The sequence below is a fragment of the Portibacter marinus genome (assembly GCF_021533195.1).
Classification (GTDB): domain Bacteria; phylum Bacteroidota; class Bacteroidia; order Chitinophagales; family Saprospiraceae; genus Portibacter; species Portibacter marinus.
The window spans coordinates 481,872-503,615 of record NZ_JAJNKB010000002.1 but is presented as its reverse complement, the minus strand read 5'-3'; the positions used below and the strand labels follow the sequence as shown (position 1 = coordinate 503,615).

Sequence of the window (21,744 nt, the reverse complement as noted above, 5' to 3'; positions counted from 1 at the left end):
TACCTACTTTTCAAATGCGAAAAATTAAGCACCCAAATGGATGCTTAATTATCGCAATAAAATGTATTTTTCAGAATATTACTATTCTATAATCTCAGTCACCTGACCAGCACCAACTGTTCTTCCACCTTCTCTGATTGCAAATCTCAACCCTTTCTCCATCGCAATAGTGTTGATCAACTCAACTTCTAGTGTAACGTTATCACCAGGCATCACCATTTCAACACCATCAGGTAATTTACAATCTCCAGTTACGTCAGTGGTTCTGAAGTAAAACTGAGGTCTATATCCATTAAAGAAAGGAGTGTGTCTTCCACCTTCATCTTTTCCAAGTACATAAACCTCACACTTAAATTTCTTGTGTGGATTTACAGAACCCGGAGCACAGATTACCTGTCCTCTCTTAATATCGTTCTTTTCAATACCTCTTAAAAGAAGTCCGGCATTATCACCTGCTTCTCCTCTGGTAAGTATTTTTCTAAACATCTCAACTCCTGTCACCGTAGATGTAAGTGGCTTTTCACCTTCTTTCATCATACCGATGATCTGAACCTGATCTCCAGTATTGATTACTCCTCTTTCGATTCTACCTGTTGCAACAGTTCCTCTACCTGTAATAGAGAATACGTCTTCTACTGGCATAAGGAAAGGCTGATCAACCAATCTTTCTGGCTCAGGAATGTCGGCGTCAACAGCAGCCATTAATTTCTTAATTGCTTCCGTACCTGCTTCATCATCTTCTAAAGCTTTAAGAGCTGAACCCTGGATAACAGAAATGCCGTCACCATCAAATTCATACTGGTCTAGTAGCTCTCTAACTTCCATTTCTACCAGTTCTAACATTTCCTCATCGTCTACAAGGTCAACCTTGTTCATAAAAACAACGATCTGAGGTACACCAACCTGTCTTGCAAGTAGGATGTGTTCTCTGGTTTGTGGCATAGGACCATCAGTAGCAGCAACTACAAGAATTGCACCATCCATCTGAGCAGCACCCGTAACCATGTTTTTCACGTAGTCGGCGTGACCTGGACAGTCAACATGTGCATAGTGTCTGTTAGCTGTTTCATACTCCACGTGTGCAGTATTAATCGTGATACCTCTCTCTTTTTCTTCTGGAGCAGCATCGATAGAATCATAATCCTGCTTTGCAGCAAGACCATCTTTAGAAAGCACGTAAGTGATAGCAGCGGTCAATGTAGTCTTACCGTGGTCTACGTGACCGATTGTACCCACATTCAAGTGCGGTTTATTCCGTTCAAAAGTTTCTTTAGCCATCGGTCAAAGTTTTTTTTTAAATGTACTTTAGTTAATTAATAATAATATATAAATTCAGAGCCAATGAAGGGATTTGAACCCCCGACCCCTTCCTTACCATGGAAGTGCTCTACCCCTGAGCTACATTGGCAAAACACTTTTCAAGTAAAGAGAGAACACTCTTGCATTAAAGTCCGCAAAGATAGTAAAATTAAATTAGAGCGGGAGACGAGACTCGAACCCGCGACCCTCAGCTTGGAAGGCTGATGCTCTACCAACTGAGCTACTCCCGCCTGAATATTTAATCTTTCTTGTCAATGTGGGGGTGATAGGAATCGAACCTATTCAGACGTAGTCACTGGATTTACAGTCCAGCCCGGCTCTCCAACTCCGGCGCACCCCCTCCTTCTCTCTTCTTTGAGCATCTATGATACCCCTAAAATAATGAGCCGATGGAGGGATTCGAACCCCCGACCCGCTGATTACAAATCAGCTGCTCTGGCCAACTGAGCTACATCGGCATATCAAAATTTTATGCTTTTTAGGAACATTTTCTTGAAAGCGACTGCAAAAATAGAAGATTTTTAAGAAAAAGGAAATATTAAATATTATTTTTTTCTGTCTATTTTAAATATTTCCCCTATTCCGATCGAAAAGTGTTCATCTACTGAAAACACTAATATTCTTGCTCAGTGGAAAGTGAATGACATTGAAATTCCTTCAAATCAATGAGATCTTTTTCGAACCAACTTTTTTTCCTTATGTCTTTTGATCTGTCTCTTTAAAGCATCCACTGCTTTATCCGCAGAAGATTCAAAGGTCTTACTTTCTTCGACACAAATAAAAGTCTCTCCAGGTATATGGATGACTATTTCTACAATCTTATCCTTTACCTGCCCGCTATTTTCTAGTTTCATCGTTACCTTCGCGTCCATAATAAGCTCATTGAACTTTTGAAGCTTTTCGATTTTTGCGGTAATATAGTCTTTCAGCTTCTGATCAGCTGTAAAATGAAGGGATTGAAAAGTGATATTCATATATTGGTTTGTTTGAATACCAAGTTACATAAAAAACCTCACTTTTCAGCCTTGGGATGCGCCTTCTTATAGACATCCTTAAGTCGCTCTATGGAAGTGTGAGTATACACCTGCGTAGCTGCAAGACTCGAGTGACCCAGCAAGGATTTGACCGCATTTAAATCTGCGCCATGGTTAACGAGATGTGTGGCAAAACTGTGCCTCAGAACATGTGGACTCCTTTTATCCAGGCTACTAACTTGACCAATTTTGCGTTTTACCACATTGTAAATATATTTCGGATAGAGCTTTTTACCACTCGGCAATTGAAAAAAATGTCCGTTAGGTATCACATCATATTCCTCTTTACAGGACTCAAATTTCTGCATTTTTTGATATAGCGATTGACTAATTGGAATCAGTCTTTCTTTGTTACCCTTTCCCGTCACTTTAATACTGTCCGATGAGATATCAGATGATAAAAGAGCAATGCATTCAGATCTTCTAAGTCCACATGTGTAGCTTACTTCAACTATTAGTTGGTCGAGAAGATCTTTGTAAGCATCAGATGTATCTTGTTCCAGAAGTGCGCTGGCTTGTTTCTCCTCCAAATATTTTGGCAACTTTTTACCTACTTTCATAGAGGAAATCTTTGCTGCCGGATTACGTTGCAATAGTCCTATTTTCTTTAAAAACTTGAAAAATGATTTGAGCGAAGATAGTTTGCGATTAATGGATTTAGGCTCGTAGCTTTCGGTAATTAAATGCACCATCCAGGAACGAATACTTTGATGGGTTACCTCCATTAAGTCGCCACTCCCAAAATGACTTAAAAAACCATTAATGTCGTTAATGTAAGCAGTGATGGTGTGCTTCGAATATCGTTTTTCATAACGAAGATGGTTTTCATACTTATCAATCAAAACGTTATCCTGCATGTTTACTAGATTTAGGTTTTTTAATAGATGAAATCCAACCTATTCAGGGTCAATAATCGTTCCTCAATTCATATACTGACATTAAATCACTGTTCCTGGCAGCTATAATATAAGTGCTCCCACCCTTACTTTTAAACAATTCCAAGTCTTTAATATTACCCTTCATCTGTAGAGTCTTAGCACATAGTTTCAACTCTTTCTCACTACCACATGAGTAAACAAGCGTTCCAGTTCCGCCATCCCAACGAGGTGTTTCGACTTCTGTATCATAGATATTGCCAACAACAAAAATTTCTAACGCGCCATCATTGTTATAATCTGATACTTCACAATCCAATAACGGGAAAAATTGAGCTTCTATTGGCAAATCCATTTTTGTAAACGACCCTTTGGTATCATTGATAAGCGCCATACTAGCAAATGTAACAGCTTTGTATTCCAAAGAACTATCTAACTCTTCTGCAAAAATATCGTAGATACTCGCATTGGCAAAAGCCTGATATGTTTCAAATTTCTCAGAAATGAATGGCATTTGTTGGCTTGAACATTCCCTACCTCGCACAGGCACATACTCATCCTTATACTTTTTACTGAGTACAATATCTAAAGTACCATTGGTATCAAAATCATGAGCGAACATTTTAAAAGGCTTATCCTCGCTTGCGCCAAATTTTGTATTGAGACCAATATTACCTAAGATGTAGTCAGGATAACCATCCGCATTGATGTCTGCTTCCTCTATTTCAAACCACAAACCATACAAGTCCTCTAATTCATATCGTTCAGTTACATTTTGAAAGCCACTGCCATTATTCTCAAACATTCCAATATTGGTCCATTCACCTACAGCCATGAGATCCATTCGCCCGTCACTATTAAAGTCAGATGTGATGACCTTGTTTGTAATTCCAAATGTCTGAAATTCAGGCGCTACCTCATTGGTCACATCTATCAAGATTCCTTCTCTGTTTTCAAGAATTTGATTTCCTCCGGCCAATGGATAAGATTGAGGAATGATTCTGTTTCCTAAGATGACATCCTGATCGCCATCCTGATCAAAATCTAAGGTGGTGACACTCTTCCCACTGACTCTTAATGCATTAGGCAATATAGATCTGTCTCTTACGAAAGTAGAACCATTGTAAATGTAAACCCGATCCTCGTACCACTCATTTTCACTCTCCAAACTATTTCCACCACTAGCAATGTAAAGGTCTTGATCTCCATCTCCATCTATATCTAAAAAAGCAGCCTGCATATCTTCGTAATTGATATCGATTTCAAAGTCCTCAGATAATATATTTTCAAACTTCTCTCCATTCCATTTGAATACTTTTCCTGCCTGACCTCTGGCTCCACCCACATAAAGCATATCATTTTCTCCATCAACATAAGTGGAAATGAAAGGGCCCAAACCAGATTGTTTGTAAGGCAACAAAATTTCCTTCTCAAAATCATTATAAGGGTTTTCATTATGCTTGTAAAATAGCTTTAATGTACCGATAGAAACCTGATCCAGGAATTGTTTTTGCTCTTGGCGATCCCAGTTATTAATTCCAGCCTGAGATTCATGAAAAGTGAGCATTTGATTTGATTTTACATTATATCGCTTTTCTACTTTTCCTGAAGGCCATTGAACAATAACAGAATCTAACATAGATGAAGCACCTAAACCAAAATGAGCATCCTGAGAAACAGAAGAAAAGTATCCCCTCACTCTTTTGCTTTCGAACATTTGTTCCTGCTCAGCGTGGTATACAAAAATCTTCGGAAAGGCTTCAGAGAGATTGCCTTCAGTGCGGATCTTTAAATAGTGATTTCGATTCTGTTCCCGGCTTAGATTTTTATACAGAAAGGCCTTTTGATCTATATTATTCACAACGACATCCAGATCTCCATCACCATCTAAGTCAGAAATTGCTGCTCCATTTGAAAAGGAGGGCTGTGCCAATTGATGAAAACCAGCAGATTCCCTGAATTTGTAATTGTTGCCATTGACATAAAATAAGTTAGACAATCGTTCGCTCGGCATTTCATCATACAAGCTGGCCTTTACATTTAATGGAACTTTTTGATCATATTCCATTTGCGTTTTCATCACTTTGTTTTTAAAATCATTGTCCAGTGCGTATCGGCGGTAACCATTGGTGATAAAAATGTCTTTAAGTCCATCATCATTAAAATCTTCCATTAGGACAGACCAGCTCCAATCTGTTTTAGCAGCATCAATGAGATGGGCAATATTCCTAAACCGATTGTTCCCTAGATTTAGCTGTAAAGAATTAAACATATACTGATGAGGAAATTCCAAAGATTTTGTAAGCAGATCAAAATTATCTGTATTCATCGACGCCATGAGCGTTTTGGATCTGACATGATCCTGGCTTGCCATGTCCAGTACAAATATATCTTGATGTTGGTCATTATTAATATCAGCAATATCTGCCCCCATTCCGAAAAAGGACAACTGTGTAGTTCTTGATTTTATTTCATCTAAAAAGCGTTTGTTTTTCTGATTAATGAGCATGAAATCAGGAATGTAATAATCATTCGCGATGTAGATGTCTAACCAACCATCTTCATTTATATCACTGACCACTAATCCTAAACCAAAAGATGGTCTCAATAATCCTGCTGCTTCAGTTACATCAATGAACTTACCGTCCACCTGTTCATAGAGATGACTGGAGTTTTTAAGAAGCAAGTTTTTGTTGGTCAATAAAATCTGATGAAACTTGATGGGATCCATACCATACAATTCTGATTCATTCATGACGATGCAATCTAAATCACCGTCATTATCGTAATCAAAGAATGCCGACTGGGTACTCAATCCCGTGTCATTTAGCCCATACTTTGATGATACTTCAGTAAACGTAAGGTCTTGATTGTTAATGAAGAGCAAGTTCTGTCGCTCTGTATCTTTGTGCGGACCACCTTGCGACACATATATATCTAGCCAGCCATCTTCATTGACATCGGCAAAAGTTACACCATTAGACCAGTACTTTCCGACATTGATGTTCGCACTTTCAGAAATGTCTTCAAACTGGAGATCACCTTTATTAAGATAAAGCCTGTTATTTACTTGATTACCACAAAAAAAGATGTCATCCAGTCCATCGTTATTCAAATCTGCGACTCCCACTCCAGCTCCATTATAGAAGTAGTCAAAGTCAAAAAGATTGGCTTTCGTGGAAACGTCATGATTGAGCTCATTGGCAAAATCGATTCCACTGACCGAGTCTGAAACCCATTCAAAAATGGGTTCATCTTGAAAGCTTGATTTACGCTCCTCTATTGACTTACTGCTCGTGCAGCCATTGACTATGGCAATACACAATAGCAAAGTTAGAATTCTCAAAATGATCATAGTTTCGCCTTTAGTCTTTGTCACACATTTAATTGGAATAGTATTTTTGTGCAGTGCAAATATACTGAACAATGTTCTTTAAGCAAACGACTGGTATAAGAAGCTCTAGATACACGAACTTCAAGCTTCTTGCCAGCTGCATTAATCAGTTTTAATGGACTTAAATTTTTCAGTGTTCTCAAGAATTTTGCCTCCTTAATTCTTGATAATTCAAGAATACGCCTAAATTTGGGCTTTTTACATTTCACTACGTATACTTTACTATCACCTCACATGAAAATAAAGCAAAAACTCCCACTTCTTTTTCTTACGTTGAGCTTATCCATTCTCTTTTATATTCAAGGTTTTTCCCAGGATTCTGTCCTTGGAAAAATTGTAGATGTTAATTATTCCGGTGAGCAATTGAGTAAGGTCTTAGATGATTTAGGTCAACAATTGAAAGTTGACTTTTACTATAAGAAAGATGATGTGGATGATCAATTGGTCAGCATACAAAGCGACGATAGAACTGCTGAAAGCATTTTGTCAGATATTTTAGAAACCACCAGATTAGGATTCTTGGAATATGGAGAGGGATCTGTCATCATTATCCCGAGAACAGTCATCAATCAAACTTTGTCTGTCAATTATTACGAGGCCAGAGAAGAAGCCAGTAAAGCATCAGAAAAGGAAGAAAACATCGTTATCGGCAGTTTGGATGAATTAAAGGGTGACGGAATGGCAACGGTTACCGGAACCATTCTTGATGCGGAAAATGAAGAAGGAGTCATTGGTGCCACAGTCATCGTGCAAAATACTGATATCAAAACCATCACCGACATTGATGGTAATTTCGAAGTTGAAGTTCCGGCTGGTGTTCATTTTCTGAATATCTCATATGTAGGCTATGAAGATCTTAACCTTACGACGCGGGTATTAAGTAGTGGTACCTTGCAATTGACTATGGAAAAAGGTGCGGTTATTTTGGATGAAGTGACGGTAAGTGCTCAATCTGCAGAATCAGCAGTCAATAATACACAAGCAGGAGTAACGAAGATAGATGTTGGTGATATCAAGAAACTTCCAAGCTTTATGGGCGAAACAGATGTTGTCAAAACACTATTGCTCAATACTGGCGTTAGTTCCTCTGGCGAAGGGGCCACGGGATTTAATGTCAGGGGCGGCGATGTAGATCAGAATCTCATTCTTCAAGACAATGGTATATTATTGAATTCTTCCCACTCCCTTGGATTTTTTAGTTATTTCAATACTGATTTTATTGAGGAGGTGCAGCTTTATAAGGCGATCATGCCGGCACAATATGGAGGTCGTCTATCCTCAGTACTAGATGTAAAAACCAAGGAAGGTGATTTTGAAAAATGGCACATACGAGGAGGAGTTGGTCCTGTTACCAGTAGATTGAGTATCGATGGCCCAATAGTAAAAGATAAAGTTTCAGTGATTGTTGGTGGCCGGGGCTCTTATGCAGATTGGATATTAAATGCCGTCGAAAATCAGCAAGTAAGAAACAGTTCGATCTTCTTTTACGATGCCAATGCGAAGATTTCAGCGAAACTGGGTAATAAAAACACGTTGGTCTTCAGTGGCTATGCGTCGGAGGATGCCTTCACTTATAACAATGCCTTTGGCTTTGATTACACAAATTATACTGGTCAAGTGTCTCTTCGCAGCATTTTTTCCAATAAGTTATCTTCCAATTTGTCACTTGGCTTCAATGATTACAAAAGCTCACGAACAGATTTTGATCCCGAAAGAGGTTCAATCTTAAATAATGATGTCTCTTTCTATCAATTTAAAGAACGATTGACCTATTCCCCTAACTCTAAAACAACATTAGTGATGGGTTTGTCTTCGATTTTATACCAGGTGGATCCCGGCACACTTGAGCCCACTGAAAATTCTATTTTAATTGGCAGGTCAGTTCCGCAGGAAGACGGACTGGAATCCGCAGTTTTTGCAAATATGGACTATGATGTCAATTATAGCATAGGGATATCCGCAGGACTGCGATACAGTGATTTCAGGTTTTTAGGGCCAAGCATCGTTAATCAATATGTAGATCCTGAAAATCCCAGTTCCACTCAGGTCACGGGTCAGTCTGAGTTTGGTTCAGGAGAAGTGATCGCTTCCTTTGGAAATTTAGAACCGAGGTTATCGATGCGTTTCAGATTGACGAGGCAAAGTTCTTTTAAGACAGGTTATAGTAGAACTGTTCAATATATCAACCAGATCTTCAATTCTGAGACGCCAACGCCAGTAAGTCAATGGCAGCTGAGTAATAATTACATTCCTCCTACTAAATCACATAATTTCTCTGCCGGATACTTTAGAAATTTTGCTAGTAATAATTGGGAAGCCAATGCTGAGGTATTCTATAGATCTATTGATCAATTGTTTGACTATAAGGATTTTGCGTCATTGACTGCTAATCAGAATATAGAAACTGAAATCCTTGATGGTATCGGAAGATCCTATGGTCTGGAATTATCTGTAAAAAAGAAAGAAGGGGTTCTAAATGGTAATTTAAATTATACCTACTCCAGGTCTCAACGACAAATTGCTGGCATCAACAAAGGAGATTTTTACTCTAGTAATTTTGATAAACCACACGACATGTCTTTTGTCCTGAATTATCAACCGAACAGGAGGAATAGCGTAACCTTAAATTTTATTTATGCCAGCGGAAGGCCAGTTACCCCACCTGTGGGCAATTACACGCTGACCAACGGACTGGTTATACCAGTTTTTTCCAGTCGAAATTCTGGACGAATACCCGATTATCACCGGCTTGATCTGTCCTTCACGGTAGGAAAAAGTTACAAGAGAGATAAGAAGTACACCACGAGCTGGACATTTTCATTATACAATGTTTACGCTCGAAAGAATGCCTATTCTATCTACTTTACGGAAGCACCAGGTCAAAGGGTTCAAGCTAATAGATTGGCTTTATTGGGAACGGTTTTCCCATCACTTACTTTCAACTTTGAAACACTCTAAACATGAAATATCAATCAATAAAGCAATTTGTTTCTTACCCATTAATGGTCTGTATCATTCTATTCACCGCTGCAGGTTGCCTCGATCCCATTGAGCTTGAAATACCAGAAGGACAAGGCAATGCAATCGTCATTAATGCTAAAATTGTTGAGGGGAATCCGTCCACATTCGAACTGAATTTAAGTCAGATCTTCAGCTTCACGCAAGATACCAGAGGACGAATTATAGCCAAACAGGTCATTATCTACGATGAAGCGGGTAATGAACTGGAGGTGAAGCCTACCGGTGATGGTATTTATGAATATATATTTTCTGAAAACGATCCTATATCCATAGAGGTAGGGAAATCCTATAAACTTTCATTGGAAATGTTTGATGGAAGGCTATTTGAGTCCAATTTCGAACCATTGCTTCCTGTACCAGAAATAGAAAACATTCACTATGAGATCTACGATAAAACTTTTGTGCTTCCTGATCAGAGTGAGCGTACCAGAACAACAATTAGCTATAGTATAGATACACCGCTAGAAATACCCGGACAAGAAGAAAGGAGTAATTTAAAGTGGGAGTTTCAACGAGTTTATAAAGTAACGGATTCGCCCATCGTTTTTGGCCAGCAACAAAAAGTGTGCTATGTGTCAGGCAACGCAGGAGTTTTCGATATTAATATATATGGCGGGGGCACGACTACACGGACCCAATTAGATAATTACTTTGTTTATGAAGAATTTCTTGATCGAACTTACGGTGAGGGTTTGTATTTCACTGTAGTTCAAGAGTCTTTAAGCAAGGGTGCTTTTGAATATTGGCAAAAGATTAGCAATGTCTTAGAAAGAAAAGACAACATATATGCCGATCCACCGGGAAGAGTACAGAGCAATTATACACATGTCAATGGTAGTCAGGATGCATACGGATATTTCTATGTTACCACTCAAGATACTTCTAGAATATATGTAGATCCTGAGCTATCCGGAGTGACGGAGACCAGATGTCCTTCAGAAGGATTAGTCAACATGGACGGCAGTTGTGGTGACCCACTTTGTTGTGATTGTGCATCAGTCGATAATAGTACAACCCTAAAACCTGCTTTTTGGATTCAATAAATCATCTGCAATGAAATCATTATTACACTTCCTTCTTTTTTGTACAATTTTCATTTCATGCATAGCTACCGCAAAGGCTCAAGAGTCTTACATGGTTCATATTGATAAGCCGTATTACATCGCAGGCGAAAAGATTTTTTATAAACTGTATTATCCGGAAGTGAAGGCTACGGCAGTCATCAGAGTACTGCTAATTGATTCAAATAATAACATCGTTCAGGATTTATATAGTGAGTCGACCAATTCAAGTTACTTAGCATCGTGCATTCCAATTCCATTTAATTACACTAGTGGCAACTACCGACTTGCATTTAATAGCAATTATAAAAATGCAGGTCAAGAGATGGAAGTCAATCTTGCAGAAATTGATATTCCGATTTATAATGACTTAACAGCGGGCGTGCTTGAGGAATCAGAAGTTGACCTTTCTTCTACTATGATTCGAAATGATATCGAGTCCACCCTTCGCATAGACGCTAATTTGAATAATCCCACATTCTCAACCAGAGAACAAGTTCAAGTAGATGCGGCCATAAAATTGGAAAATGGGCAAGTAGTAAGCAATGCATCAGTTTCCGTAGCAGTAATTCCGAAAATGATCGAAGAATCTACGGATGACGGATTTGAATACATGTCAATGGGACAAAGATTCGAAGGGTCAATACTTCCTTTTTTAAGCGAACAAGTGTATGTAAAAGGCATCGTGTACAACAGAGGAGATAGGCCGGTTAGGTTAAATGTCATTGGTGCTTACGCGGATCAATACCGATCGATGCAGTATACGAAGTCAAATACAGAAGGAGAATTTACCATGATGCTTCCAGGTCTTAAAGGAAGCCAATTGGTTCAGTTTTTACCCTATGAGCAGGAAATTAAGGATTTTAAAATTAAATTAACTCCACCTGTAATCTCAGAGCCGCAAGCTTCCAGTCTTGTTTTTAATGAGGACATTGCCCATGTACTAGAGCAAAGTAAGAATAGAAAAAAAATCAATCAATATTTTAATAGAGAAACCATAGAAACTAACATTTCATCTAGAAAAGAAACAACGTCTAATGAAAAGTCAGATGTCACATTTGTAGTCAGTGAATATGAAAAATTTGACCAACTCTATGATTTCTTTTCAGAATTAATCACACCCTTGACCTTTAAAAAAGTAAAGGGAGAAATGGTAGCCAGTATGAATAATCCAAAATCATCTCTGGCTGTGGCTACAGCTCTTCCGGGAAATCCTTTATTTATCATTGATGGTCAATTGACGAGAAACGCTGAATATGCAGGTAAAGTAAAAATGAGCAATATTGAAAGTATAGAATTGATCTATTCACCGGACAAATTGCGTAAGAGATTTAATGTGTTGGGTCTAAGTGGTGTCGTCATTGTTAATACTATCACCCCCGTTTTCGATTTTCCACGGGCAGACTCTGATGATATTTTCAGATTAAACGGACTGGCGGATCAATGTACTTTTGATGTTTTTTCGTCTTCAAGTGCAATGGAAAATATTCCTCATTTCCAATCCACCATCTACTGGAACCCTGATCTGCTGACGGATTCAAATGGGAATCTACAATTCAATTTTGATCATACTGATGACAAAGGAGAGTTTACCATTGTGATCATATCACAGGACAAGGAGGGAAATCGGGGAATACAAACACTTGACTACAGCGTATCAGCAAACGTAATAAAGTAATACCCTAAAACTTAATGAATTTTTGATAATGCGAGTCATCTACTTGCAAAATATACATTCCAGGTAGAAGCGAGCTGACGTCAACCTGATTTTCTCCATTTATGATGATACCTGACACTTGTAATCGGCCCTCCATATTAAGAATTTGATAATTACTTTCAAAATTCTTTGGATCAGTAGTAATATGAAGCGTATGATCAACAGGATTAGGATAAACATCTAAAAAAAACTCGTTGATACTAGTGGACGGTTCTATGGTGCTGACCAGCTGTTCACAGTATTCTTCATTAGGATTGAGCTCAAGGTATCCTTTAGGAGCAAGATCCTTTCCTTCGAAAGCAGGATAATCTACTGCGTAGCGTATCATCCGAAAGGTCAGATTATTATTAATTTCTAATGTATCACCCTGATTCACGAAACTTCCTGCTTTAAGTGGCACTTTATATTCCCACGCGATTTCATTATCGGGATTAACTTCATAAGCAAATCCCCAACGTCTGTTGCTTTAGATCTTACAATTTTCTAATAAATATTGTACTTTCATTTAGGTAAGAGATCATACGTTCATTTCTTATAAATAAAGCAAGATTAATATCTTCAAAAGACCTATTTTTTACCTAATCGAATATTGTCCGATTTTAAGTAGGTTAAATGATTTTTCGACAATGCGTCAGAAAATAGAAATTCGATAATGGTTATAATTTTATAAATGCACATTCACTAAAAGTGAATGTGCATTTTATCGTAATTAGTATTTCCAATCTTATAATAAAATTATAACTTTCCTACGTAGGATAAATTACACCACAAACCGTTACATTTCCCATACCACAAAGATTTCCTGTAGAATAAGCGAAGTCGTAGCAGTCATTATCAACAGCTATAAATGCTTCTTCTAAAGTACCACCACTAGTATCTACTATAAAAATTCTAATTGATTTATCGTGAGTGGTATAACCTATTTCAAAATCGGCAGTAAATCTTGGGAAATTGTCAGAATGATTACAATCATCTACGACATTATATCCAGTTACAGTTGGATTATCTGCCATAGTCAGTTCGAACAAATTTGGAATTTGTGCAGATAATATTTCTGCACCTCCAACGCAATTACAATGATTAGTTCTGTAAGTAGTTGATGAAGGAGAGTATTTCTCAATTTCTTCTTTAGTCAAATTCCGTGTGTAACTACTAGTGGCCCAACTTTCTCCACTTTGTATAGCTTTTTTAATTTTATATTTATCAGCTTCGCTTAACTGTACGCCGGTATTTTCAATCAATTGAACAGTTTGTTTATACTCATCAAGATCATCCAAATTTACAACGTCCTTTGAACAATTACTGAGTAATATAATAAATACTAAAGCATAAAAAACCCTTAAAATCTTCATAAAATTTATTTTTTTTGTTAATAATTTAAACATATAGTAATTAATTTATTCCAAAAAAAAGAATCTTTCACATAGTAATTTTATAATACTCCACAAAGTTCGACCACCTAAGCTCGATATTTAGTTTGTTTAAAAATAGGTTTCCGATTGTAATATTTTAGTGCTGGAGGTATTTTTCCAATTGTCAAATGATTACGTTCATAGTTGTAAAATCGCATATATTCTTCTAAACCATGATATAGTTCAAGACCATTGTTAGGCCTATTGATGTATACGTATTCTTGTTTTACAGTTCTCCAGAATCTTTCAATAAATATATTGTCTATCGCTCTTCCTTTTCCATCCCATACTGATTTGAATCTTTTTATCTTTTAGATAATCTGTGTATGCTTTAGAGGTGAACTGTGCTCCTTGATCAGAGTTAATTACATCAGGTTTGCCATACTTCTTGATGCCAGCTTCGATGCAATCTAAACACCAATCTGTTGTCATGGTATTGGATATCGACCATCCTACTATAAATCGAGTATGTAGGTCTATAATTGCAAACAGGTACATATGCCCCCTAAACATCGGAATGTAAGTAATGTCAATAGCCCACACTTGATTTGGTTCACTAACATCGATATCCTTTAACAGATAAGGGTGTTTGTATTGTTTAAGCCCTGGAATCGTCGTTCTTGGTTTGGGGCCCATTGCATGTAGATCCATGACCTTGTAAAGCCTTCTTATCCTTTTAACATTTACCCTATATCCATAAGGCAACTCATTGATATAGTCTGTCATCCGATCGATACCATAGAATGGAGTTCGCATATATTGCTGATCAATCAATCTCATTATATGATCATTCTTCTTCGTTACTGGTTTTGCTTTGTAGCTTAGTGATGATCTGTTCAAACCCAGTAACTGGCACTGTCTTCGAATACTAAGCTTTGACTTTGGATTAACCCATTTCCTTTTCAATTGCATCGCTATGGTTCTAGATTTTTTTTTAGAAAATCTACTTCCATTTGAAGCTGTCCTATCTTTTTATAAAGCTTGTCAGCTTCACCTTGCAAATCTTTCTCTTTCTGTTTAGGAGTTTTACTATCCATGATTTCTAAAGATTTGGCTAAGTACTCCTTCTTCCAGTTAGTAATTTGTTGAGGGTGCATATCATACTTCTTGCCAAGCTGCTGCAAAGTCTCTCGCTCTCTTATTGCATCTAAAATTACTTTAAGCTTAAATTCCTTGCTAAATTTTCTTCTCTGTTTTTTCATATTTCTTACTTCAAAAGTACGAAATATCAAACTTAGGTACTGGTCTAGTTCATTGGGAGTATTACAATTTTTAAGCTCTTTGAATTATTGCATTTTTTTTGGAGAAATAGATATAAGAATAGTTAAAAATCGCTCCACCGAAAAGCTATCATTTTAACTAAATCTAGCACCGATTTTAAAGAAAATACTTCATATTAGCTTGTCCAAAGTATATATTATCATTCTATTCAAAATGAACTGTAGTGAACAAAATACAAAAGAGACCATCTCATTCTGAGACAGCCTCCTAATTATAATATATCTTCTTATCAAAAGCTATTCTGCCAATACAAATGGCACTCCTCCAGGAAAAGTAATAACTGAAGTAGCAAATTCACCAAAAGTATTCTCCCACTTAATGGTCCATTCTTCTCCATCAATTGATGATTCGAATGTCCAAGTATCTCCAAAGCTATCGGTAAAACCAGTAAATTCTACTTCCGCACAAGTCTCAGCAAAGGTCAGGTTACCTCCTGCTCCACCGCCTCCATAGCAAGGTACGTAGGAACCGAATGCCCAATCGCTGAATTTATAAACTCCACCACCTTGAGCCACAATATCAACTGTTCCTGAAACAGGTCCATCAGACTCAGGGCACCATATATCAGAAGTCACATAAGAATAAGTACCGGTCAAATCTGAAGGACAGTTTGCTGGCATGGTAAAATTAAAATGACCTCTAAATGCAGGTCCGGTTACCGTTGCAGATGAGTTATTCTGTGAAAATACTCGTCCATCTTCTAAGATGATTCTTCCTTGAAAATGGAAATTATCTCCAGCCAATACTTCATCTTCGCTCAATCCAAAAGCACCTAGTGCTTCAGGTCCTGTAATCGTGATTTCAGGAGCCTTTAAATAGCCATTTTCACTTTCCGTGAATTGGCTGGCATCAAACTTCAGAAATTCCACGGGTCCGGCACTATTGTCACCATTACTTGGGTTATTGTCATCATAAACAATATCTAGAATGTATTCCTCTACCAGTCCACCACCTTGCTCATCAACAAATTCTACTTCGTAAGTGTAAGCAGAACCGTCTACGTCAAAGAGGTTGATCAACGTATTGGTATCGTCGATTAATCTTGGATAAGCTCCTTTTTCCACCGTATCCAAGACAACCAGAGGCAATCTTTCAGGGTCCTCACAAGATGAGGTACCTAGCAAAACCAAGATTGCCAAAGTCATTAATATATTTATATTTTTCATCATTATTTTCTAATTATCTTATTAATATAGATCGATTGAGCTGTCCATCCAGAAAGTATTATCACCTAATTCCTTCTGTGATACACTTGCATTTCTGGTTACGTTAATAGCTGGGTAAAGAAATGTTCTTGGAAATTGGCCAAATGCTGCCTCTAAGGCTGGTTGCATATTGTTAGGCTTTCCAGTTCTTCTGTAAAGGTTATAAGCTTCTAACCCATTACCCCAGGATGCAATCATCATCTCCTTAGCGACTAGATCAAGTTTACCATCAGCATCAGCAGCATCGTAAATAGCCAATACTTTCTCTACATAATTGTCTATATCCTCGTCATTTGTACCAAAAAGTTCTTTGATTGTTCCCTCAGAACCATCTCTCAACGTTACGCTACTTCCCATTGTACCGGGAACCAGTGATTCAAAGCTTACTGCCTTTGCAATCGATGCTCTCATTCCTTTCTCTAACAATTCTCTGGCATCATCATTGGTACCCAATGTCAAAGCAGCTTCAGCTCTCATCAGATCCACCATCGGTGAAATTAGGATAGGCCATATACCTTGTCCCATACCACCTGTCGTACCTAATTGTCTGGTATCGTCAAACTCATCGTCATCAAATTGACCACCACCAGGGTACAAACCATAGGAAGTTCTGATGTTTCCATCTGGCGGAATACCTTGAGGATTCAAGTGATCTCTTCCTGAGTATCCGCTATTTGGAATCACACAATAAGGAACATTCGGACTGGTTGCTTCCCAATGTGCAGGCTTGGCACTTTGCACCGGCTCTACTGAATAGTGGCAACCGTATGTGGTCAAATCCTGACCTTCCGCATCATCAACCTTACGATAGAAGTAATATCTGATACGAGGATCAATGATAGGCATATCATTAAGATCTACTTTATCACCGGCCAAAAGCCACATATAGTAATTAGACATATATGCTCCATCACCTTGTTCATAGTGAGAATTATAGAACGGATGTCTTGAGTTAGGATTGTTTCTTTGACTACCATAGTTAAATTGGAAATCTTCAGAAGCTTCATCAATGATGTTACCACCACTGACCAATGAATTGATAGCACCTGCATCGCCTTTATTCAAAGCAGCTTTAAGCTTGATAGAATTCGCAGCTTTAATCCAATTATCGTTGTCGCCACCATAAAATCCTTCATATCTAGGAGAAGCGGCATTCGTACCATCCAATTCAGCGATGGCTTCATCTAATAAAGACAATGCTGCATCATAAACACTTGAACCCGGATCAGTACTTGGTGAGATCACGTCAGTTCCCTGAAGCGCTTCTGACAAAGGCACATCACCGAATATATCTACTAGGGTCAATAAAGTGTAGGCCTTGAAGATTTTTGCTGATCCTGTATGGATGTTAAAGTTTTGTCCTTCGGAAATAGCTTCCAATGCTTCAACATCTGGAAATAAATTTGAATATGCATTAATCCATAGACCATCAAAGGTTTCTGGCGTTGCAAAATTCTCATAGGTTCCACCACCTACATGGTACATTCTGGCTGCACCACCGGTACTACCTTGTGCACCCGCAAATACATTCCTAAAAGTAAGTTGAATGTTATTATATAAGTCATTCAAACTTGCATTTTCTGGAGCTACGGCATTTGGATTTTCCAACAAGTCTAACTCGAAGGAGGTACACGCAGAGGTGAACGCAAAAATCCCAATGACCATTAACATTTTATATATTAATTTCATTTTAATTTTTTTGATTTAGCAAATAAATCTAATCTAAACTTGATTAGAATGTTGCACTTAAAGTGATACCATATTTCTTGGCTGTAGGAGCTGTTCTAAAGTCCAGTCCTCTACCATTACCAACACCTGTACTAACAACCTCAGGATCATAATTCATGCCTTTAGGAATATTTGGCGCATTGTACCAAAGATTCTCCCCGGAAATCGTTAAGCCCAATCTTCCGAATGGCGTCTTATCCAATAAAGAATTAGGCAAATTATATGCAAATGAAAGTTGTCTTAATCTAATGACTGTAGCATCAAGAATAGCACCTTCATCAGTAAAGAATGTATTGAAAGCTTCATCTCCTACATATACTTGCTTATTGTTAGGAGTACCATCAGCATTTACACCGTTAGGTAAAACGATCGGCACAGATCTGTCAAAATCCGAATCTACAGTGTTTCCTCTAGCCAATAAAGCTCCAACAGTAGATGAATACAGTTGACCACCATGTACATACTGGAACTGCCATCCTAAACTCATACCTTTGTAGGAAAAGTTGTTCATCCAGTTAGCAGTATACTCAGGGTTAGGATCTGCAATGACTCCAAATCCACCTCTAACGTATCCACCTTGGCCATCCACAAAGATTTTACCCTCTTCATTTTTAGAAAACTGTCTTCCGTAGATGACACCATAAGGCTCACCAGGAATCGCGTAGTTACCCAATGTTCCAAAACCGTCTACATATACTCTTTCGATTCCTTCAAATATTTCATTAACCAATGAAATATTTCTGGTATAATTCAATGTCAAATCCCAAGAGAAATCTCCTGCTACGATAGGTGTTATATCCACACCTAGCTCAATACCTCTGTTGTTGACTTCTGCAGCATTTACTGTTGTAGTAGTAAAACCAGTTGCTGGATCCAGTGGCAAGTTGATGATCAGGTCATTTGATGTCTTATTATATAGTGATAAATCCACACCAACACGATTCTGTAAAAATCTTGCTTCAACACCCCCTTCTAATTCAACGAATAACTCAGGCATTAAATTCGCATTTCCGAGGAAAGATGAAACACCATTTGTGTTCAATACCTGCCCTCCAGGTCCTACAAATACATTGGTTCTTGAATCCAATACATTTCTGGTAGAGTATGGATCAGGATAACCTGCAGATGTTCCGTAACCTACTCTAAACTTCAAATAATTTAGGATAGAATTGTTTTGAAGAGCCGCAATGGCATCCGTTGGAACAAATGACAAACTCGCACTTGGATAGAAAATGGAATTGTTCCCCGGCTCTAAAGTAGAGGTCCAGTCGTTTCTACCTTGCAAAGTCAAGTATAGGAATGAATTATATCCTAAAGTAGCCGTTGCAAAAGCTCCCAATGTATTTTCTTCACTTCTTCCGGAGAAAGATCGATTATCAATAAAGTTACCATGATTAATAAAACCGTAAACAAACTGATTGGAAGAAATGATAGCATCTCTTTCAGCAGTTACTCTTCTGGCATTGAATCCCACAACCCCATCGATAGAAAAGCTAGGACTTAATTGGAAATTATATAACACATTTGCCAACTGATCGGTAATTCTATCAGTAACGTTCGTTGTAAACATTTCACCATCTGGTGTAAATGTTCCACCTCTATTGACATATCTTCTGTTCTTTTGAGCAGCTCTGTCAATACCTAATCGATATAGTACGGTGAAATTATCATTGATGTCATAAGATAGTTCAGAGGTCGAAAAGAATCTTTGAATATCCTCAGTTGTACCGGTATTATTCAAAGTCCATCTAGGATTTTGAATTGGTGAACCTCTTCTATAGTAAACATTAGATCCATCGATTGGAGATTGATATGGAAGACCCATTAAGTCGACAGATCTAGGTGTAAAAAGTAAAGCACCGAATAAACCTTCTCCATCACCTCCAAATCCAGTACCAGTTAAAGGTGTCTCTCTAGCGGTCGATACATAATTGAAAGATCCTCTCATCCTAAGGCCACTACTTAATGTAGTTTGAGCTCCTAAACTGAAATTATGCTTGTCTAAGAAATTTGATCTTGCATTATCATTTCTTTCATCCTTCCTTGGAGTAAAACCTTCTTCTGTCAAGTATGAGTAAGTTCCAGTAATCGATGAATTATTATTCAACTTGCTGGAAATAGATACTGATGTATTTGAAGAAAAACCAGGTTGGAAGAAATTCTCAACACTTTCATATGGTTGGTGAAGATACTCGGCTCCTGCAAATTCAGGGAAATCATCTAGGTATTGACCTTGATCATATGGATGAGTAATAATAACTCTTCCATCCTTTTCACCCTTGTAATCAGAACCATAAGAAGATGGTCTAAGGTCATCAAATGCAGCTCCCCAGTTAGAGAAAAACCATCCAAAACCAGCGTTAAATCCATTTCCGTAAGTATTCTGATACTCAGGAAGGTTAGCAATTTCAGATTGGAACACCCCTTGTGTCACACTGATCTCTGTCTTCTTATTGACATCAGCTCCTCCATTACCACTCTTAGTAGTAACTAAAACGACACCATTTCTTCCGGCCTCACCGTAAAGTACTGTTGCTGATAGACCTTTTAAAATTGAAATTTCCTCAATGGTATTTGGATCTAAATCCAAAAATCTTGAAGAAGAAGTCGCAGAACCAGAACCAAATCCCGTTCCAGTAGTGGTATTCGTATTGGTGTTAAATGGAACTCCATCAACAACAAATAAAGGTTGGTTAGAACCAGTAATGGTCGAATACCCTCTGATGATAATGTTGGTTCCAGAACCAGCTAATCCTGATGTTTGAGTAATGTCAACACCAGTAGCCTGTCCTCTAAGCATTCTTGCAACATCAGTTTCCTGACGTGCTGTCAATTGCTTCTTTCCAATCGTCGCAACTCCGTATCCGAGTGCTTTCTTTTCTTTTTTGATACCCAATCCTGTCACGACAATCTCGTCAATGGCAATACCTTCAGACAATACTACATCTATAGTAGATTGATTGTCTATAAGGACTTCCTGAGTTTCAAATCCTGTGTAGCTAAAAACTAAAGTAGTTGCTGCATCTGCTACAGACAGAGTATAAGTTCCATCTATGTCAGTAATGGTACCGTTAGTAGTACCTTGTACTGTAACATTCGCCCCTATCAAAGGAACGCCGGAAATGTCCGTGACAGTTCCTGTTATCTCGCGCTGCCCTGTGGCCGCACCGATCATCACCAGAAACGCAACAATGTAAAGTGAGAATTTTTTCATATTGAAAAATAATTTGGTTAGATAAATATTGCAATAGTGAGGGGAACACCGATGTTAGCAGCACTCCGCTCTTATTTAAAGTTAATTTTTTGTTAATGGTGTAGACGCCACGCAATAGGTAGTACGTAGAAAAATAGGTGGCTTTCATCATAAATTATTCTACTTTGGTCTTATTATTAGTTTCGAGTGTCGGCACAAAGGAAATAAAATTCAGAAACTTTACAAAATATTAACATAATAATGTAAAAGGTTTTAGAACAAAAATGTGACAATATTGTTATGCCCAAACTTTCATCACAATCTTCAAAGTTCCACAACACAATCTATTCCTTTCGTCATTATTGCCTTTTTTAATTTTTTGTCTGAATTCACTCTTTTCTTCAACTCGATATCATTTATATAACGATCGATCTTTAAATATGTGAATAGGCACTAAAATCTACATTCAAGCATTAAAACTACCATGCCGCCATGATAAATTC

Annotated in this window: 15 protein-coding genes and 4 tRNA genes; 3 read left to right on the top strand and 16 right to left on the bottom strand. The window is 37.8% G+C overall.

Going from position 1 to position 21,744, the window contains the following annotated elements; translation table 11 throughout:
- Positions 1 to 81 precede the first annotated feature (81 nt).
- The 8 genes from tuf to L2567_RS06295 all read right to left on the bottom strand — a co-directional run bounded on the left by tuf (position 82) and on the right by L2567_RS06295 (position 6,584).
- Positions 82 to 1,278 (bottom strand): elongation factor Tu, encoded by a 1,197-nt coding sequence (tuf, locus tag L2567_RS06330; protein WP_235296904.1) that lies wholly within the window; start codon positions 1,276 to 1,278, stop codon positions 82 to 84.
- A 58-nt stretch (positions 1,279 to 1,336) separates the two neighbouring features.
- A tRNA-Thr gene (locus L2567_RS06325) sits at positions 1,337 to 1,408 on the bottom strand.
- A gap of 69 nt (positions 1,409 to 1,477) precedes the next feature.
- A tRNA-Gly gene (locus L2567_RS06320) sits at positions 1,478 to 1,550 on the bottom strand.
- Positions 1,551 to 1,577: 27 nt separating this feature from the next.
- A tRNA-Tyr gene (locus tag L2567_RS06315) sits at positions 1,578 to 1,660 on the bottom strand.
- Between the two features lie 44 nt (positions 1,661 to 1,704).
- Positions 1,705 to 1,778, bottom strand: a tRNA-Thr gene (locus L2567_RS06310).
- 204 nt (positions 1,779 to 1,982) lie between these two features.
- The gene (hpf, locus tag L2567_RS06305) at positions 1,983 to 2,294 is read right to left on the bottom strand and encodes a ribosome hibernation-promoting factor, HPF/YfiA family (RefSeq protein WP_235296903.1); all 312 of its coding nucleotides are present in this window, start codon (positions 2,292 to 2,294) and stop codon (positions 1,983 to 1,985) included.
- A gap of 38 nt (positions 2,295 to 2,332) precedes the next feature.
- On the bottom strand, positions 2,333 to 3,211 hold the full coding sequence (locus L2567_RS06300) for a tyrosine-type recombinase/integrase (protein WP_235296902.1): 879 nt from the start codon (positions 3,209 to 3,211) through the stop codon (positions 2,333 to 2,335).
- A 49-nt stretch (positions 3,212 to 3,260) separates the two neighbouring features.
- The gene (locus L2567_RS06295; RefSeq protein WP_235296901.1) at positions 3,261 to 6,584 is read right to left on the bottom strand and encodes a VCBS repeat-containing protein; all 3,324 of its coding nucleotides are present in this window, start codon (positions 6,582 to 6,584) and stop codon (positions 3,261 to 3,263) included.
- 273 nt (positions 6,585 to 6,857) lie between these two features.
- On the opposite strand from L2567_RS06295, the gene L2567_RS06290 reads away from it, so the two are divergent.
- The 3 genes from L2567_RS06290 to L2567_RS06280 are packed head-to-tail and all read left to right on the top strand — an operon-like array spanning position 6,858 to position 12,383.
- A complete protein-coding gene (locus L2567_RS06290) occupies positions 6,858 to 9,581 on the top strand; it encodes a TonB-dependent receptor (protein ID WP_235296900.1) in 2,724 nt (907 codons plus the stop codon).
- Between the two features lie 2 nt (positions 9,582 to 9,583).
- Positions 9,584 to 10,687, top strand: coding sequence for a DUF4249 family protein (locus L2567_RS06285; protein ID WP_235296899.1), 1,104 nt, complete (start codon positions 9,584 to 9,586; stop codon positions 10,685 to 10,687).
- A gap of 10 nt (positions 10,688 to 10,697) precedes the next feature.
- Positions 10,698 to 12,383, top strand: a complete 1,686-nt coding sequence (locus tag L2567_RS06280) for a hypothetical protein (RefSeq protein ID WP_235296898.1) — start codon at positions 10,698 to 10,700, stop codon at positions 12,381 to 12,383.
- A 4-nt stretch (positions 12,384 to 12,387) separates the two neighbouring features.
- Here L2567_RS06280 and L2567_RS06275 read toward each other — a convergent pair whose 3' ends face one another.
- The 8 genes from L2567_RS06275 to L2567_RS06245 form a co-directional block, all read right to left on the bottom strand.
- On the bottom strand, positions 12,388 to 12,750 hold the full coding sequence (locus L2567_RS06275; RefSeq protein WP_235296897.1) for a T9SS type A sorting domain-containing protein: 363 nt from the start codon (positions 12,748 to 12,750) through the stop codon (positions 12,388 to 12,390).
- 418 nt (positions 12,751 to 13,168) lie between these two features.
- Positions 13,169 to 13,807 (bottom strand): hypothetical protein, encoded by a 639-nt coding sequence (locus L2567_RS06270; RefSeq protein WP_235296896.1) that lies wholly within the window; start codon positions 13,805 to 13,807, stop codon positions 13,169 to 13,171.
- A 74-nt stretch (positions 13,808 to 13,881) separates the two neighbouring features.
- Entirely contained in the window at positions 13,882 to 14,085 is a 204-nt protein-coding gene (locus L2567_RS21255) for an integrase core domain-containing protein (protein WP_406626661.1), read from the bottom strand.
- On the bottom strand, positions 14,081 to 14,746 hold the full coding sequence (locus L2567_RS06265; RefSeq protein WP_235296895.1) for an IS3 family transposase: 666 nt from the start codon (positions 14,744 to 14,746) through the stop codon (positions 14,081 to 14,083). The genes L2567_RS21255 and L2567_RS06265 overlap by 5 nt, the downstream gene beginning before the upstream one ends.
- 2 nt (positions 14,747 to 14,748) lie before the next feature.
- Positions 14,749 to 15,036: a transposase gene (locus L2567_RS06260; RefSeq protein WP_235296894.1), complete on the bottom strand. Its 288-nt coding sequence runs from the start codon at positions 15,034 to 15,036 to the stop codon at positions 14,749 to 14,751.
- Positions 15,037 to 15,351: 315 nt separating this feature from the next.
- Positions 15,352 to 16,284 (bottom strand): hypothetical protein, encoded by a 933-nt coding sequence (locus L2567_RS06255; RefSeq protein ID WP_235296893.1) that lies wholly within the window; start codon positions 16,282 to 16,284, stop codon positions 15,352 to 15,354.
- An 18-nt stretch (positions 16,285 to 16,302) separates the two neighbouring features.
- Positions 16,303 to 18,009: a SusD/RagB family nutrient-binding outer membrane lipoprotein gene (locus L2567_RS06250; RefSeq protein WP_235296892.1), complete on the bottom strand. Its 1,707-nt coding sequence runs from the start codon at positions 18,007 to 18,009 to the stop codon at positions 16,303 to 16,305.
- A 43-nt stretch (positions 18,010 to 18,052) separates the two neighbouring features.
- Complete coding sequence (locus L2567_RS06245) at positions 18,053 to 21,262, bottom strand: SusC/RagA family TonB-linked outer membrane protein (protein ID WP_235296891.1); 3,210 nt, start codon at positions 21,260 to 21,262, stop codon at positions 18,053 to 18,055.
- Positions 21,263 to 21,744: the final 482 nt, after the last annotated feature.